Genomic DNA, 16,640 nt, shown 5'->3' on the forward strand with positions numbered 1-16,640 from the left:
CATCGCTGTTGTGCGACTGCTGGACTCTCCTTCAAGTCAAGTATGATCTTTCTTCATCCAAGGCGTACCAAGCATAGGCAATGCCCAGCGATCTAGACCGTACCAGCCTGCGACTTTCCATGCCAGCACAAGCCAAGTGGAGAGAATGAACAACACGGGATTTATGCTCAGCGTGCCTGCAAAAAGAAAACTGACATTCATGAACGCGCCAAAGAAAGCGGCAATCCCTGTCAATAGTCCAAAGATTAAACCGAGAGCAACGAGGATTTCTCCATACGCGACTAAGAAGCCAAATACCTTGGCATTCGGCAAGACGATGTTTTCTAGGAAAGATGCATACCAGCCGGTGACATCTCCGCCTTCTGTCGACTTTTCAAGAGCCCCGCTGACGAATCCGCTAACAGCGGCACCGGCATTTTCTCCAGTCCAGGCATCGCTTGTGGCTTTCCCCCAACCCGCTTTCAGCCAGGAAAACCCTACATACACCCGAATAACCAACCAAATAAGTCCAGAGCGAGAATCGTTGAATAAAAACTGTGAAATAGGGTTTTCTTGTATTACGATTGCTTTGTTTTCCTTCATAATTAATGACCTCCCCTGAATATTTTAACCCATAGCTTAATGCCTATATGGAGAGTTCACAACCTTGTAAAGTATATAAGTGAACAGTTTGCGAATTGTATAAATATGCTTGACTTGTTACCTATATTCCAATAAGTGAAAAAGGAAACTGTGTGTATCTCTGCTCTGCTGGCATGTTTGCACTTATCATTTATCATAAGTATCCTAAGCATTGCAATCCTATTTAATGAAAGAAACTCCACATGAGACAAGATGGTTGGTTGTAGACTAGTAGATTGTATGTTATATTTATGAAAATTAAATAAATTATTTAAATGAGTGCTCACATTTGTGAGTTAAAAGGGAAACTAGTGAAAGTCTGGTACAGCCCCCGCTACTGTAAAAGCTGATGAAATTACAATACCACTGAGAAATCGGGAAGGTGTAAGAGTAAAATGAAGCTTAAGTCAGGAAACCTGCTTATTTAAACGACACTTACTTTTCGGAGGGAGAAGTATAGGCGGGACAATAACATTAATTGTTCTATGTTTCAGTATGATTTTTCACATTATACTTTCACATGCCTACATTCCTTTGAAAAGGAGTGTAGGCATTTTTTCATTTTTATTCAGTAGAAGAAAACTCCCACTTTTAGGTGGTAAGGTAAATGCAATTTTATATCCTGCTCAGCGTGTATTCAAAAGCCCGCTGAACAAAGATAATGTCTCCGGTAGATGTAACTGATGGTAAAAGGAATGAATTGATTTTTCTCAGTTCGAAGACAAGAAGGAATTTCACCGAGACATAATTGATTTGGAGGTAAACCATGAAAAAGGGAAAAATTTTCGTTGTTGGGTTCGGCCCTGGAGCAACTGAACATATTACAGGACGAGCATTAGAGGCATTGCAGGAAAGTACTTATATTATTGGCTACAAAACTTACGTAGAGTTAATTAAACATTTGGTAACAGCAAAATCCATTGTCAGTACAGGCATGACGGAAGAAGTGTCACGTGCTCAAGATGCTGTGAAGAAAGCGGAGGCAGGCGGTATTGTCTCAGTCATCTCAAGCGGCGATTCAGGTGCCTATGGTATGGCCGGATTAGTATATGAAGTGCTGATTGAACAAGGCTGGACGGAAGAAGAAGGAATTGCGGTAGAGATCGTCCCGGGTATTTCAGCAATTAACTCATGTGCGAGTCTGCTGGGCGCCCCTGTCATGCATGACGCCTGTACGATCAGTTTAAGTGACCATCTAACGCCATGGACTGTTATTGAAAAGCGTATCGAAGCAGCGGGTATGGCGGATTTTGTAGTCGCTCTATATAATCCGAAAAGTGGACGCCGGACACGTCAAATTGTTGAAGCACAGAGGATTTTATTGAAATATCGCTCTCCCGATACACCGGTTGGACTAGTGAAAAGTGCGTATCGTGAAAATCAAAATATTGTCCTGACCACATTGGCGGAGATGCTGGAATATGATATCGGAATGCTGACGACCGTCGTGATCGGGAATTCCTCTACATTCTTCTATGATAATAAAATCATTACCCCGCGGGGCTATCAACGGAAATATACGCTGGGTGAAGGTAAACAAAGTTTAAAACCGCATCAGCGTTTGAAGAAAGAAGCGGAACCGTGGGCGCTTGATCAGGAAACGGGAGAGGCTCAGTCAGGGCATGAGCAAATCGTAAGTAAAGCACCAGAGCAGGCACCCGCGCCAAAGCAGGCATATGTGCCACAGCAGGAGAAAGAGCAAGAACAAAAGGTCCAGTCATTGGATATGGCTTTAAAAGCATTGTCTATGGTAACGAAAGAGGAAGTGGAAAATCCTTTCCTGGTACGTCAGCCGATCGAAGATATATTTGAATTTGCTGTTTCACCCGGCGTTGCCAATAAAATGATCACAGCGGAGCAAATGCGTGTATTGGCAGAAGTCGTTGGTGAAAAAGGCACTTTAGAATATACTCCTGACCATCAATTTCTAGTAAAGGTTACGACAGATAATCCGGGAGCGATTGTTGAGCAGCTGGAGCAGATTCATTTGACGGTCTTGCCGGCAGGAGAAGTCTTAAAAGTGAAAGCCTGTGATTTCTGTTACGGGGAAAAGGCAGACTCCATTCCATATGCGGAAGAAATCGCAGCGAAATTTGCAGGAATGAAGCTTCCGAAGCAGCTGCATGTTGGGTTCAATGGTTGTGGAATGGCATGCTATCGTCCTGTTTTTGATGATATTGGAATCGTCTACCGGAAGAAGAAATTCGATCTGTTCATCGGCGCGAAGCCCGTTGGCCGTACGGCTCATGCTGCTCAGCCGATAGTGGAAGGAATTGAACCGGATGACTTAATCCCGCTGGTGACGAAGATTATTGAAGAATATGAACAGAATGCACATCCCAACGAGCGCTTCTTCAAATATTTCAAGCGTGTCAAAAAAGTGCTGAATTACGAGTATCATGACATGAGCTGCAAAATTGAAGTAGAGCCGGCACCTTGCGGGGATTAGGAGGATAACTATGATTTTATTTTTAGCAGGCACTAGCGATGCTAGAGCTTTGGCCATTCATCTGCAGAATCTGGACTATTCTTTAATAGCTACGGTAGTCACTGATTCTGCAGCCGAGAGTCTAAAAGCAAATGATATCCCGTATCTGGTGGGCAGATTATCAATTGATGACATGATAGCGGTCATCCAGAAACATGAAATGACTTGTGTAGTCGATGCAAGTCATCCTTATGCAGAAGAGGCATCGAAAACTGCAATGGAAGCGGCGAAAGTATGCGGGATTCCATATATTCGTTATGAGCGGCCAAAGGAAGAGTTTGTATCACCGCTGATCACAGAGGTGGAGACGTATGAAGACGCGGCCAAACTAGCCCAGTCGCATAAAGGAACAATCATGTTGACAACGGGCAGCAAAACGCTGGAAGTATTTGCCGAATACTTATTACGAGACGAAATCCGGCTGATTTGCAGAATGCTGCCGAATATAGGGAATATGGAAAAATGCGATAAGTTGGGGATTAAACAAAAAGACATTATTGCAATCCAAGGTCCATTTTCAGAGTCGCTGAATAAATCTTTATGTGAGCAATATGACGTTACATTGATGATCACAAAAGAAAGCGGCAAAGTAGGATCTGTGGATGAAAAGATCACAGCTGCTCTGGACCTGGAGATTCCTGTTGTTTTAATTAAACGGCCAAAGCTTCGATATGAAAACTTTTGTACTTCGTTTGAAAAAGTTACTCAACTATTAGGAGGTTTTATTCTTGAAAAGTCCAAACATGAACTTTAATACGAAATTCACACCGCTTACTGTAGATCCAGATAAAATTTACGATCACAGTTTCGGCATCATTAAAGAAGAGATGGGGGAGCATCCATTTACAGATGAGCAATGGATGGTTGTTCGCCGCGTAATCCACGCGTCAGCGGATTTTGAGTTGGGACGCAGTATGATTTTCACGCCTGATGCACTGGAAGCCGGAATCGAGTCGATTTTGGCAGGCCGTCATGTTGTGGTGGATGTGCAAATGATTGAGAGTGGATCGGGTCGTAAACGTTTTCAAAAGCATAACAGCGACTTACATTGTTATATCGCAGATGAGGATGTCGCAAAAGAAGCGAAAGCTCAAGGGACGACACGCGCAATTATTTCGATGCAAAAAGCAACACGTTTACATGAAGGCGGGATTTATGCTATCGGTAATGCGCCGACTGCGTTGCTGGAGTTAATTCGTTTAATTAAAGATGGCGTCGCCAAACCAGACTTGATTATTGGAATGCCGGTTGGTTTTGTTTCGGCAGCAGAATCTAAAGAAGAATTAGCTATTCTTGAAGGAATTCCGTTTATTACTAATGTAGGGAGAAAGGGTGGCAGTACAGTAACCGTAGCTGCGCTGAATGCCATCTCGATTATGGCAGATGAGCGAGCCAAGCAAACGAACTAAAAAAGATCCCTCACAAATGCGTCATGGCTATACAACAGGATCTTGCGCCACAGCTATGACAAAGGCAGCATTGCAAGGACTGGTGACGGGAACAGTGCCGGAAGAAGTCACCATTTATTTGCCGGTCGGCAAGTACGCTACCTTTAAAGTAACATCATTCGAACTAGTGGATGGCGGAGTCATGTGTGAAACGATCAAAGATGCCGGAGATGACCCCGATGCAACACACAAAGCGCGGATTCAAAGTACCGTTTACTATTCGAATGAAGAAGGCATTCATTTGGATGGCGGGATTGGAGTAGGCCGGGTAACAAAAGCAGGGCTGCCTGTCCCTGTTGGTCGGGCAGCCATTAACCCGGTGCCTTATAAAATGATCATGGGTGTGGCACAAGAAGGACTTGAACAGTATCAATTAACTCGCGGAATTGACGTAATTATTTCCGTGCCAGATGGAGAAGAAATTGCCAAGAAAACGTTGAATGGCCGACTTGGCATCATTGGGGGCATTTCAATCTTAGGTACTCGCGGAACTGTAGTGCCCTTCTCAAGCTCTGCATATATGGCAAGTATTGAGCAAGCGATCAGTGTAGCAAAAGAAGCGGGATGTGATCATTTAGTTATCACAACGGGCGGGCGCAGTGAGAAGTTTGCTTTAAAGCAATATCCGCACTTGCCGGAAGAGGCATTTATAGAAATGGGCGATTTTATCGGATTTACTCTTAAGCACATTGCACGCAAGCAAATCCCAAAGGTCTCTATGGTAGGGATGATGGGGAAGTTTTCGAAGCTGGCACGCGGCGTCATGATGGTTCATTCAAAAAGCGCGCCGATCAGTTTTGAGTTTTTAGCGGAAATGGCAGATAGAGTAGGCGTTGACGAAGCGGTGCAACAAGAGATTTTACAAGCGAACACAGCTTCACAAGTCGGTGAGATACTTAAAGGTAACGATGCATACTTTGAAGCGCTTAGTAAAAATTGCTGCTACTATGCACTGAATCACATGAAAGCCGAAATCGAAGTGTCGACATCATTGTATGCCATGAATGGAGACTGTTTAGGAAAGGCTGAGAATATTGACAAATTGGATGAAAATGATTGGTATAGGGGATAATGGCGCGGCAGGATTGCTTCCTCAATATATAGAGTGGATCAATGAATGTGATGTTCTTGTAGGCGGGGAGCGCCATCTGCAATTCTTCCCTTCATTTGAAAAAGAGAAGAAAGTAATTAAGGGTGGATTGTCTGCATTAACAGCGGAATTACAAGAGGAAACACGCAATGTCGTGATTTTAGTGTCTGGCGATCCGTTGTTTTATGGACTCGGAGGTGTGTTTGCGAAAAAGCTGCCGCTGGAGATCTATCCATACACCAGTTCAATTCAGCTGGCCTTTTCAAAAATGCAGGAAAGTTGGCAAGATGCGTATATTGTCAGCCTGCACGGGCGTTCTATAAAAGGTTTTGCACAGAAGATAGATGGGCGTAAAAAAGTAGCTGTATTAACAGATGAAACGAACTCGCCGCAAACCATTGCAGCGTATTTAAAAAGCTTCAATATGACAGAATACGATGGCTTTGTCGCTGAAAACTTAGAAGGCGAAAATGAACGCTGCCGCTTTCTGTCGTTAGACGAAATGGAAAAAACCTCATTCTCCTCTTTGAATGTTGTGATTTTAAAGCAACGCAGCGCAGTTGAACGTGCCTCTCTTGGTATTCCGGATGATGCTTTTCTTCAGCGGAAACCAGATAAAGGGCTCATTACAAAAAGAGAAATTCGGACTCTTTGTTTGCAAGAGCTGAAGCTTAAAGAAAACAGTATTGTGTGGGACATTGGAACTTGCACGGGCTCGGTTGCGATTGAAGCAGCCAAGATCGCGCGTGAAGGAGCAGTGTATGCCATCGAGAAGAACGAAGGCGACCTCGAAAACTGCTTGGAAAATCAATTGAAACATCGGACAGACTTTGTCGCAGTGTTGGGGAAAGCCCCTGACCGTCTTGAGGAATTCCCGGACCCCCATGCTATTTTTATTGGAGGTAACGGAGGGAATATGGAGCGTTTACTGCAAACTTGTATTTCACGCTTACAGCCAAATGGCCGGCTAGTCATGAATATCGCCACGATAGAGAATCTGGCAGAAGCGATGAGCCATTTAAAAACGTTAGGCTGTGAAGTATCCATATTGCAGGCACAGCTCTCAAAGAGTAAACCCATTTTACATTTAACGCGTTTTGAACCGTTAAATCCTATCTACATAGTGACAGCACAGAAAGGACAAGAATGATGACAATAGGAAAATTATATGGATTAGGCGTTGGACCAGGGGATCCGGAATTAATTACTGTAAAGGCATTTCGTAAACTGCAAGAATGCCCGGTCATTGCGTATCCGAAAAAATTAAGAGGCAGCAAATCGTATGCCCATCGCATTGTGGATGTGTATATTAATCCAGCCGAAAAAGAGATGCTCGGATTGGTGTTCCCTATGACCAAGGACGAAGAAGTATTGCGTGCCGCATGGGAAAAGTCAGCAGAGGAGATCTACGGCTATTTAGCACAAGGAAAAGATGTAGCATTTGTGACTGAAGGAGATCCGATGCTCTTCAGCACATTTATTCACTTAATGGGATTAATGAAATCGAAGCACCCGGAAGTCCCGATTGAAACGGTTGCTGGCATTTCGTCGTTCAATGGGTCTGCGAATCGTTTAGGGATTCCATTGGCTGAAGGAGACGACCATGTCGCGATGATCCCTGCTACTGAGGATATGGAGGAAATGCGCCAAGTGATTGACAGTCACGATGCGATCGTCTTTATCAAAGTATCCAAAGTTCTAGATGAGATGCTGGATTTATTGGAAGAAATGAATTTACTGGAGAAAACACATGTGGTTACAAAAGTTACATCTGACGAAGAAGTGATTTGGAAGACGGATGAACTTCGGGGCGCAGATTTAAATTACTTGTCATGTATGGTGGTGCGCAAATGAGGAAGAAAATTTGGATTATCGGTGCAGGTCCAGGAGATCCCGATTTAATTACGGTAAAAGGTTTGAAGCTATTACAACAAGCGGATGTCGTCATGTATACCGATTCACTCGTGAGCGAAACGTTAGTGGAGGAAGCGAAGGAATCGGCAGAAGTGATTCGTACGGCAGGTATGCATCTGCAGGAAATGGTAGATTGTATCGTAGAACGGGTCAATGCGGGAAAAACGGTTGTACGATTACATACAGGGGATCCAGCAATGTATGGAGCAACAATGGAACAAGTGGCGTTACTGAAGCAACATGATATTGGTTATGAAGTCGTGCCTGGTGTCAGTTCCGTTTTTGCAGCTGCAGCAGCAGTCGGTGCAGAGCTGACGGTCCCTGATTTAACACAAACACTTATTTTAACTAGAGCTGAAGGACGCACGCCTGTGCCAGAGCGCGAAAAGCTGCAGGCGCTCGCAAGTCACCACTGCACGATTGCTATGTTTTTAAGTGCAACATTAACAAAGAAAATAGTAAAAGAATTGCAAGCAGCAGGGTGGGCAGATGATACGCCTGTAGCGGTAGTGCAGCGTGCGACATGGCCGGATGAAAAAATTGTCCAGACCACATTGATTGAATTGGATGAAGCAATGCGGGTCAATGGGATCCGTAAGCATGCGATGATCTTGGCGGGCTGGGCATTGGATCCGAATATCCATGAAAAAGAGTATCGCTCCAAGCTGTATGACAAAACATTTACTCATGGTTTCCGAAAAGGCGTGAAGGCGGATGATTAATTTACGCGAAGGGGAAATTCCTGTCGTTGATAAACGTAAGCCTTATGCTCTTGTTGCCATTACGAAACACGGCGTTGCCAATGCAAGAGGCTATATGGAGAAATTCCCGTATGCCGATCTGTATTATATGAAGAAATTCGCCAGAGGAGATGAAGAAGCCCGTCAAATTCAATTATTTGACGGCACGGTACGCTTACTATTGCCTGCTTTGTTTCAACAATATAAAGGAGTCATTTGTGTCATTTCGCTCGGCGCGGTTGTTCGGATGATTGCTCCGATCATGGTGGATAAAATGACAGATCCCGCGGTGCTGGTTGTGGATGATAAAGGTGAATATGTGATCAGTGTGCTTTCCGGCCATATCGGCGGGGCCAATGAATTAACATACGAATTTGCGGAAGCAATTGGCGCAACTCCTGTAGTGACAACAGCTTCTGATGTGCAAAAAACAATTCCTGTAGATTTATTTGGAGCTAAATTCGGCTGGGTGTGGGATAACGAAGATAAACTGCTGCCGGTCAGTGCATCGGTTGTCAATGAAGAGCATGTCGCAATAGTACAGGAAACTGGGGAAAAGAATTGGTGGATGCATGACCGTTCTATGCCAGAGAACCTGAAAATCTATCCATCGACTGCAGAAGCAATTCAGGCACAGCCGCAAGCAACCTTACTTATAACAGATCGTTTAATCGATTCCGATGAGGAAGTGCTGCTTGAAAATGGAGTCATCTATCGTCCTAAATCCATCGTGCTCGGCATCGGCTGCAATCGCGGGACAACACTCGAAGAAATCGAGCAAGTCATAGACGAAACCTTAGCGGAGTTGCGATTAAGTAAAAAAAGCGTGAAGGCAGTAGCGACCATTGATCTAAAGAAAGATGAGGAAGGGCTGCTTGCATTGACTGCCAAACATAATTGGCCATTTATTACGTACACACCTGAACAGCTCAATGAAATGCCGCTGCGTAACCCATCAGAAACAGTATTTAAGTATACAGGTGCGTATGGTGTGAGTGAACCGGCAGCATTACGCTATGCAGATGCGGAAGAATGGGTCTTGGAGAAAAAGAAAAGTGGCAATGTGACGGTCTCCATTGCGCGCGTTAATTTTGAGGAGCGAGGTCAATGAATCGATTTGTGCTAGCGGGTACAGGAAGCGGAGTCGGAAAAACGACGTTTACGATTGCGATCATGCGCGCACTGATGAAGCGCGGTTTAACTGTACAAGGTTTTAAATGCGGTCCTGATTATATTGACCCGGCGTACCATACAGCTGTCACCAAACGCCCTTCTCGTAACATTGATAGTTTCATGATGGAGCGTAATGTCATTCGTGCCATTGTTGCAAGAGCCAGTCAAGATACAGACGTAGCGATCATTGAAGGTGTGATGGGTTTTTACGATGGTAAATCCCCTTTATCAAATGAAGGATCGGCTGCCGATATTAGTGAGATTACAAAAAGTCCTGTCATTTTAATTGTCAATGCAGCCAGCATGGCGAGAAGCGTGGCAGCGATCGTCAAGGGCTTTCAACTATTGGACGAAAACTCCACTATTGTTGGCGTCATAGCAAACCAGTTAGGAAGTAAAAACCATTTTGAAATTGTCAAAACAGCCATTGAAAGTGAATGTGGAATTCCAGTGATCGGCTATTTATTGAAGGATGCTGTACCTTCAATGCCAAGCCGTCATTTAGGTTTAGTGCCAGCCATTGAACGTGGTGATTTGGATTCCTATTTTGATAGTCTGGCAACAGCTATTGAAGAAACTGTAGATATTGATCAACTGATGGAAATTACTAAAGCAGAACCAATAAAAGTATCCTCGTCGATTTTTGACAGGAAACCCGAACAAGAAGAGGTTCATATCGCAGTAGCCAAGGATGCAGCCTTTAACTTTTATTATGAAGAGAATTTGGAATTATTGCGTGCTCATGGCGCAACGTTACATTTCTTCTCACCATTGCAAAATGAAGAAGTTCCCGCTGAAGCGCAGGGACTGTATATCGGCGGCGGCTTCCCGGAAGAATTCGCAGAGCAATTAGCGGCAAATGAGAAAACGAAGGATTCTATTAGAAACGCGATCAGCCGAGGGCTTCCGACAGTGGCCGAATGTGGCGGTTATATGTACTTAACAGAAAAAATAATAGATCGTCAGGCGCAATCATTTCCAATGCTTGGAGTGATTCCAGGACGTGTGCGTATGCAAGATAAGCGGGCGGCTCTTGGATATAGGGAAATTACAGGCGTTGCGGGCAATTTCTTGATCGACGAAGAGACGCAGGCAAAAGGGCATGAATTTCATTATTCAAAATATGAGGGAGAGCACACTACTCCTGCTTATTTTAGTAAAGGTCGTTTTCGCGCACAGCAAGAAGGATATTTACATCAAAATCTTGTAGCGGGCTTTACACAATTTCACTTTGCTTCAAACCCGCGGCTTGTGGAAAATTGGTTGAAAGCATGTTTGGAGGCAGAACAATGAATTACTTCCCACTTATGATGAATATTGATTATAAAAAGGTGGTCATTGTTGGAGGCGGGCATGTAGCGCGTCAAAAGGCAGAGGCGTTACTTCCAACTGCAGCGTCCATCACAGTAGTTAGCCCATCTGTGACGGAGACATTACAGAATTATATCAATGAAGGACTTGTATCATGGAAAAATAAAGTGTTTGAATCAGCCGACCTGGATGATGCAATATTGGTTTTTGCAGTGACAAATGACGAAGAAGTAAACAATGCAGTAGAAGAAGCCACACAGCATTGGCAATTACTCAGTCGTGCGGATGCAAAAGGACGTGTGGATTTCATTAATCCAGCCGTCGTTCGCCGTGGAGAATTTGTTTTAACTGTATCAACATCTGGAGCCAGTCCAGGTTTAACACGTAAAGTAAAGAAGGATTTGTCGGAGCAATTTGGAGACTATTACGCGTCATATGTGACTTTTTTGAAAGAAGCCCGTCAGCAAATCTTGCAAGTGTGTAACGGAGAAACGAAAAAACAAGTACTGGCTGAGCTCCTGAACCCAAAACTATTGCAGTGGATGGAGCAAGGTGAACCTGAGAAGTGTGAAGAGTGGCTGCAACAACGGATAGGAGAACTACAGTGAGTGGATTTGTATATATTGTAGGTGCTGGTCCTGGTGACCCGAAGTTATTGACGATTAGAGGATTAGAGTGTATTCAGCAAGCAGACGTGATTTTATATGACCGTCTAGTAAATGTTGAATTATTAACACATGCAAAAGCGCAAGCAGAACTGGTCTACTGCGGTAAAGAGCCGGGGAAGCATGGAATGATTCAAGACGAAATTCATCGTGTATTAGTGGAACAGGCAAGTCTTGGCAAGCAGGTGCTTCGTTTAAAAGGCGGCGACCCGTTTGTCTTCGGACGCGGTGCTGAAGAAGCGGCGGTTTTACGGCAAGCAGGCATCCCATTTGAAATTGTTCCCGGTATTTCGGCAGGAATTGCTGCGCCGGCTTATGCAGGAATCCCGGTTACACATCGCGACCATGCTGCAAGTTTTGCAATCGTTCCAGGTCATGGCCGTGCAGAAAAAGGGAAAGACTTTTTAAATTGGGCGGCACTGGCCCAAATTGATACCGTGTCATTTTATATGAGTGTCGGCAATATTGAGCATATTACAAAAAGCTTAATTCAAAATGGAAAAATTGAAACAACGCCTGTGGCGGTTATTGAATGGGGCACAACTGAAAATCAACGTACGATTACAGGTACTCTCGCAACGATTGCACAGGAAATTAAACAGCATCATATCTCGAACCCATCCATGATTATAGTGGGGGATGTGGTGAGTGTACGCGAACAAATTTCTTGGTTTGAAGAAAAGGAGCATAACAAATGTTAGAAGCAATGAAGAAGCGCCGTGCGATTCGTCAATTTGAAACGCGTGAAGTAGAACGAGAAAAAATCGAGACGTTACTCGAAGCGGCAACATATGCACCAAACGACCGTATGCGGGAGCCTTGGCATTTTTATATATTGCAAGGTGATAGCCTGAAACGTTATGAACAAGTAGCACTCGATTACTTAGAAAAACGCTTTCCAACAAAACCGCATTTAGTGGAAAGTTCGTTGGAAGCGATCACCAAAACTCCGCTGATCATCGTGGTGACATCAGCCATTGTGGATGGTGATGAAGGTGCGACGAAGGATAATACCTTTGCAGTCAGCGGTGCTATCATGTCGATGTGGCTAATGGCGGAACAGCTGGGGTTAGGCATGGTATGGCGCACACGCGGTGTCGGTTTAGTACACGACACAGCACTTCACACATTTATCGGTGCAACTGATGAAGAGCAATTAGTAGGAACGCTGTGCATAGGATATCCGGCAGAAGAAAAAAAGTCCGAGAAAAAACGTACACCGTTTACTGAAAAAACAACTTGGCTATAAGGGGGAATTGCAAATGGCACGACAAGGTATGTTGTTAGTATATACGGGTGATGGCAAAGGAAAAACAACTGCTTCACTTGGTGTGGCTTTGCGTGCAATTGGCCGTGGTATGAAGGTGAAATATTTTCAATTTATTAAGTCACCTGAACGTACATATGGTGAGCAGATTGCGCTGCGGAAACTAGGTGTTGAAACCGTTCAATTAGGCATCGGTTTCACCTGGACAAAAACACCGGAGGAACATCGGGAAGCACTTGCAAAGGCTTGGCAGACTGTAAAAGAAGAATTGCAAGATGAAACGACAGATGTATTAGTTTTGGATGAGCTGAATAATGCATTAGCCATCACACGTTTTCCTGTCGATGATGTATTGCCATTAGCAGAAGTGTTGGAGGCAATTGAGAACCGTCCAAAAACGATGCACTTAGTCATCACAGGACGCTCTGCCCATCCCTCCCTTCTCTCATTAGCCGATTTAGTATCAACAATTGAAGCGACAAAACATTATTATACAGAGCAAGATGTCCAGGCGATGAAAGGTCTTGAATTTTAATGAAAGCCATTATGATCCAAGGGACCGCATCAGATGTAGGGAAAAGTGTCTTATGCACTGCACTCTGTCGTATCTTAGTGAACGACGGATACCGGATTGCGCCATTTAAATCGCAAAATATGGCACTCAATTCCTACATCACAAAAGACGGCGGAGAAATCGGCCGGGCGCAAGGCGTTCAAGCAGAAGCTGCAAAAATCGATGCTACGACCGACATGAATCCCATTTTACTGAAACCAACAGGGAATATGGTCTCAGAAGTGATCTTACACGGCAAACCATTTGCAGACATGGATGCGGTGTCATACCGCGAAAACTTCGTTGAGCAAGTTATGCCCGAAGTGCGAAAGTCGCTGCGACGTTTAGAAGCGCAATATGATGTACTCGTTCTGGAAGGTGCAGGAAGCCCGGCTGAAATTAATTTGAAAAAACGGGATATCGCCAATATGCGCATGGCTCATGAAACAGATGCTGCTGTTATTTTAGTAGCCGATATTGAGCGTGGCGGAGTTTTTGCATCACTTGTCGGCACGTTGATGCTGCTGGATGATGAAGAGCGTGCGCGAGTCAAAGGGATCATTATTAATAAATTTAGAGGCATGAGGGAATTGCTCGACAGCGGGATCGATTGGCTGGAGGAGTATACCGGCATTCAAGTACTTGGCGTCATTCCGTATTTTGATGTGCAAATTGAAGCGGAAGATTCCATGGCTCTATCCAGCCTGCGTTTAAAGAAACCTCACCATCAGGAATTCGCTATTGACGTGGCGGTCATTCGCTTTCCTTTGATTTCTAATTTTACAGATCTTGACCCTTTATTTGAAGAGCCTGACGTAGGTGTGCGATTTGTTTCATCCTTAAAAGATTTGAAAAATCCGGATGTCATTATTCTGCCTGGAACGAAGAATACGATTGACGATTATATCTGGCTGAAAGAAACAGGTTTGGCGGATGAAATTGCACAGTTATCCCGAAAAGGAAAAAAGATTGTCGGGATTTGCGGCGGCTATCAAATGCTTGGTGAAACGATTATAGACAAACAGGCAGTAGACAATGGCAGGAAATATGACATGCTTGGCTTGTTGCCGGTAGAAACGGTTTTTATTGATGAACAACAAACCGTACAAGTCGAAGGGACAAATTATGCAGGTCAAGCAATGAAGGGCTTTGAAATTCGTCTGGGGCACAGTACAGCGACTCAACCAGTTCAAAGCTTTATCCAACTGCACGACGGCAGACAAGACGGCGTCTATACAGAGCAAACAATTGGTACATATGTACATGGAGTTTTTCAGAATCGAATATTTACACGTGATTATTTCAATAAGATTCGTGTAGAAAAAGGCCTGGAAGAAGTTTCAGATGAGATACTCTCAGATTATGAACGACGTGAGCAGGCATATGAAATGCTGGATCATCATGTCCGCAAACATCTGAATATGGAAAAGATTTATGAATTGATAGATGGACCCATGCAGCAATAAGATTACAGAAAGCATTAAGGAGAAGATCCAATGATAAAGGGTTCCCCTTTACAAATCGACTTCGAAAAGTTCTGGAAAGAAGGCATGTTGGACTGGCATGGCGAAATGCCGGAACGCATGGTCGATGATGAGCTGGAAGAAGCTTTTTGGGCGCAGTCAATGAAGAAGAAAACATATAAACAAACAGATGATTATGCAAAAAAAATCTATAAAAAAATGAAGCAGCATATTCCAAAGAACGCAAGTTGCATCGAAATCGGACCAGGGTGGGGAAACTATACATTTCAATTAAGTGAAGATGTAAATCGTTTAACGCTTGTTGATGGTTCCGAAAGTGTGCTTGCTTATTTGAAACAATATTATGAGCACGATGCAGCTGTTCAGTTTGTTTATAGTAAATGGGAAGAAGCGCAAATTGAGCCGCATGATGTCGTTATCGGGGTGAACTGTTTTTACCGCATGTATGAAATGAAAGCAGCACTGAAAAAGATGGATGTACTTGCAAAAAAACGTGCGATCATTGGCTTAACGACAGGTCCAATCCAGCCGCACTATGTAATCTTAGATGAGCAGTTCGGTTATGAAATTAAATATCCGCGTCGTGATTACATTGCCATTCTCAACATTCTGTATCAGTTAGGCATTTATGCAGATTGTGAAATGATCAAGCTGGAACGTGTCTATCGTTACGATACAATAGAGCAATTATATGAAGCGCAAAGTAAAAAGATCTTATCGCCACAGTTTGAAATGGCTCATGTAAAAGCTTCCCTTGAGCCTTTCATTACACTAGAGAAAGGTCAATATGTATACCGTCATCCATTCTACGCTGCAATAATTAGTTGGGAGCCTTCGAATTCACATGACTAGGTTACGTTTTACATTATTAGTAGGGATATTACTGGCTGCGTTGATTGCTTCTATGACATTTGCGGTGATGGTGGGCTCTGTCGGTATAACGCCGAGCATTATTTGGGAAGTACTCTTTTCGAAAATCGGTCTATCAGTAGAGGCTGCGGCTTCAAAAGCACAAAGCGTTATTATATGGGAAATTCGTTTGCCTAGGGTCATACTGGCAGCAATTGTTGGTGCAAGTCTCGCGATCAGTGGTGCAGCGATTCAAGCATTAGTAAGAAATCCGATTGCAGATCCCTATATTTTAGGGGTGTCGTCCGGGGCATCAGTTGGCGCAACAATGGTCATATTACTTGGTGCGTTCAGTTTTTTAGGGAGCTATGCTTTATCCTTTGCAGCCTTTTTAGGGGCCATTTTCGCTGTTGTGATTGTGTTTCTATTAGCGCGGGTCAATGGACGGACGTCTGTTATTCGTCTGCTTTTGGCAGGAATCGCGATATCTATGGTGTTTTCGGCGATGACAAATTTCATGCTTATGACATCAAAACAGCAAGGCGGTATTCAAGCTGTTATGCACTGGATGCTTGGCAGTTTAGCCGGTGCGAAGTGGACAACTATCGGAATACCGTTTTTTATATTCCTTCTAGTTTTTATATTGCTTTTATTGAATTATCGTCAGCTTAATGGGCTGCTCCTTGGTGAAGAACTGGCTACTACACTTGGTATCAACTTAGATCGTTTTCGGATTTTTATTATCCTGGTTGTCTCGCTGCTAACGGGTGTTGTGGTTGCAAGCAGCGGAAGCATTGGTTTTGTCGGATTAATTATCCCGCATCTTGTGCGAATGATCGTAGGTTCAAACTACAAGCTGCTGCTACCGGTTAGTGCATTAATGGGTGCGGTTTTTTTAGTCTGGGCGGACATGATCGCACGTATTGCGATAGCACCTGAAGAAATGCCGATCGGGATCATCACTGCTGTTTGCGGAGGTCCCTTCTTTATTTGGATGCTTAGACGCCGTCGATACTCATTTGGGGATGGTGAATAAA

Annotated in this window: 17 protein-coding genes and 1 riboswitch; of the genes, 16 read left to right on the forward strand and 1 reads right to left on the reverse strand. The window is 43.9% G+C overall.

The features are described from left to right. Positions 1-36 precede the first annotated feature (36 nt). On the reverse strand, positions 37-582 hold the full coding sequence (locus NCCP2331_RS07405) for a DoxX family protein (protein WP_153723057.1): 546 nt from the start codon (positions 580-582) through the stop codon (positions 37-39). A gap of 299 nt (positions 583-881) precedes the next feature. Next, a riboswitch (cobalamin riboswitch) is annotated at positions 882-1,059 on the forward strand. A 328-nt stretch (positions 1,060-1,387) separates the two neighbouring features. On the opposite strand from NCCP2331_RS07405, the gene cobJ reads away from it, so the two are divergent. The 16 genes from cobJ to NCCP2331_RS07485 are packed head-to-tail and all read left to right on the forward strand — an operon-like array spanning position 1,388 to position 16,639. Further along, positions 1,388-3,070, forward strand: coding sequence for a precorrin-3B C(17)-methyltransferase (gene cobJ / locus NCCP2331_RS07410; RefSeq protein WP_251669670.1), 1,683 nt, complete (start codon positions 1,388-1,390; stop codon positions 3,068-3,070). A gap of 10 nt (positions 3,071-3,080) precedes the next feature. Beyond that, on the forward strand, positions 3,081-3,863 hold the full coding sequence (gene cobK / locus NCCP2331_RS07415; RefSeq protein WP_251669671.1) for a precorrin-6A reductase: 783 nt from the start codon (positions 3,081-3,083) through the stop codon (positions 3,861-3,863). Beyond that, on the forward strand, positions 3,853-4,518 hold the full coding sequence (locus NCCP2331_RS07420; RefSeq protein WP_153723111.1) for a precorrin-8X methylmutase: 666 nt from the start codon (positions 3,853-3,855) through the stop codon (positions 4,516-4,518). The genes cobK and NCCP2331_RS07420 overlap by 11 nt, the downstream gene beginning before the upstream one ends. A gap of 16 nt (positions 4,519-4,534) precedes the next feature. Then, a complete protein-coding gene (locus NCCP2331_RS07425; protein ID WP_376776810.1) occupies positions 4,535-5,629 on the forward strand; it encodes a cobalt-precorrin-5B (C(1))-methyltransferase in 1,095 nt (364 codons plus the stop codon). Then, positions 5,604-6,797: a precorrin-6y C5,15-methyltransferase (decarboxylating) subunit CbiE gene (gene cbiE, locus NCCP2331_RS07430; protein WP_251669878.1), complete on the forward strand. Its 1,194-nt coding sequence runs from the start codon at positions 5,604-5,606 to the stop codon at positions 6,795-6,797. The genes NCCP2331_RS07425 and cbiE overlap by 26 nt, the downstream gene beginning before the upstream one ends. Further along, positions 6,797-7,501 (forward strand): precorrin-2 C(20)-methyltransferase, encoded by a 705-nt coding sequence (gene cobI / locus NCCP2331_RS07435; RefSeq protein WP_251669880.1) that lies wholly within the window; start codon positions 6,797-6,799, stop codon positions 7,499-7,501. The genes cbiE and cobI overlap by 1 nt, the downstream gene beginning before the upstream one ends. Further along, positions 7,498-8,283, forward strand: a complete 786-nt coding sequence (gene cobM, locus NCCP2331_RS07440; protein WP_251669673.1) for a precorrin-4 C(11)-methyltransferase — start codon at positions 7,498-7,500, stop codon at positions 8,281-8,283. Before cobI ends, cobM begins: the two co-directional genes overlap by 4 nt. Continuing rightward, positions 8,276-9,412, forward strand: coding sequence for a cobalt-precorrin 5A hydrolase (locus NCCP2331_RS07445; RefSeq protein WP_251669676.1), 1,137 nt, complete (start codon positions 8,276-8,278; stop codon positions 9,410-9,412). Before cobM ends, NCCP2331_RS07445 begins: the two co-directional genes overlap by 8 nt. After that, positions 9,409-10,767 (forward strand): cobyrinic acid a,c-diamide synthase CobB, encoded by a 1,359-nt coding sequence (locus NCCP2331_RS07450; RefSeq protein ID WP_251669678.1) that lies wholly within the window; start codon positions 9,409-9,411, stop codon positions 10,765-10,767. Before NCCP2331_RS07445 ends, NCCP2331_RS07450 begins: the two co-directional genes overlap by 4 nt. Further along, positions 10,764-11,393, forward strand: coding sequence for a precorrin-2 dehydrogenase/sirohydrochlorin ferrochelatase family protein (locus NCCP2331_RS07455; protein WP_251669681.1), 630 nt, complete (start codon positions 10,764-10,766; stop codon positions 11,391-11,393). Before NCCP2331_RS07450 ends, NCCP2331_RS07455 begins: the two co-directional genes overlap by 4 nt. Continuing rightward, complete coding sequence (cobA, locus tag NCCP2331_RS07460) at positions 11,390-12,151, forward strand: uroporphyrinogen-III C-methyltransferase (RefSeq protein ID WP_251669683.1); 762 nt, start codon at positions 11,390-11,392, stop codon at positions 12,149-12,151. Before NCCP2331_RS07455 ends, cobA begins: the two co-directional genes overlap by 4 nt. Continuing rightward, the gene (locus NCCP2331_RS07465; protein ID WP_251669685.1) at positions 12,145-12,699 is read left to right on the forward strand and encodes a nitroreductase family protein; all 555 of its coding nucleotides are present in this window, start codon (positions 12,145-12,147) and stop codon (positions 12,697-12,699) included. Before cobA ends, NCCP2331_RS07465 begins: the two co-directional genes overlap by 7 nt. 13 nt (positions 12,700-12,712) lie before the next feature. Further along, positions 12,713-13,252 carry a cob(I)yrinic acid a,c-diamide adenosyltransferase gene (locus NCCP2331_RS07470; RefSeq protein WP_251669687.1) on the forward strand — a complete coding sequence of 180 codons (540 nt, stop codon included), beginning with the start codon at positions 12,713-12,715 and terminating at the stop codon, positions 13,250-13,252. Next, the gene (locus tag NCCP2331_RS07475; protein ID WP_251669688.1) at positions 13,252-14,736 is read left to right on the forward strand and encodes a cobyric acid synthase; all 1,485 of its coding nucleotides are present in this window, start codon (positions 13,252-13,254) and stop codon (positions 14,734-14,736) included. Before NCCP2331_RS07470 ends, NCCP2331_RS07475 begins: the two co-directional genes overlap by 1 nt. A 30-nt stretch (positions 14,737-14,766) precedes the next feature. Further along, positions 14,767-15,606 carry a class I SAM-dependent methyltransferase gene (locus NCCP2331_RS07480; RefSeq protein WP_251669690.1) on the forward strand — a complete coding sequence of 280 codons (840 nt, stop codon included), beginning with the start codon at positions 14,767-14,769 and terminating at the stop codon, positions 15,604-15,606. Then, positions 15,599-16,639: a FecCD family ABC transporter permease gene (locus tag NCCP2331_RS07485; protein WP_251669692.1), complete on the forward strand. Its 1,041-nt coding sequence runs from the start codon at positions 15,599-15,601 to the stop codon at positions 16,637-16,639. Before NCCP2331_RS07480 ends, NCCP2331_RS07485 begins: the two co-directional genes overlap by 8 nt. Position 16,640 lies beyond the last annotated feature (1 nt).

Origin of the sequence: Sporosarcina sp. NCCP-2331, from assembly GCF_023707945.1 — a bacterium.
GTDB classification, from domain to species: domain Bacteria; phylum Bacillota; class Bacilli; order Bacillales_A; family Planococcaceae; genus Sporosarcina; species Sporosarcina cascadiensis.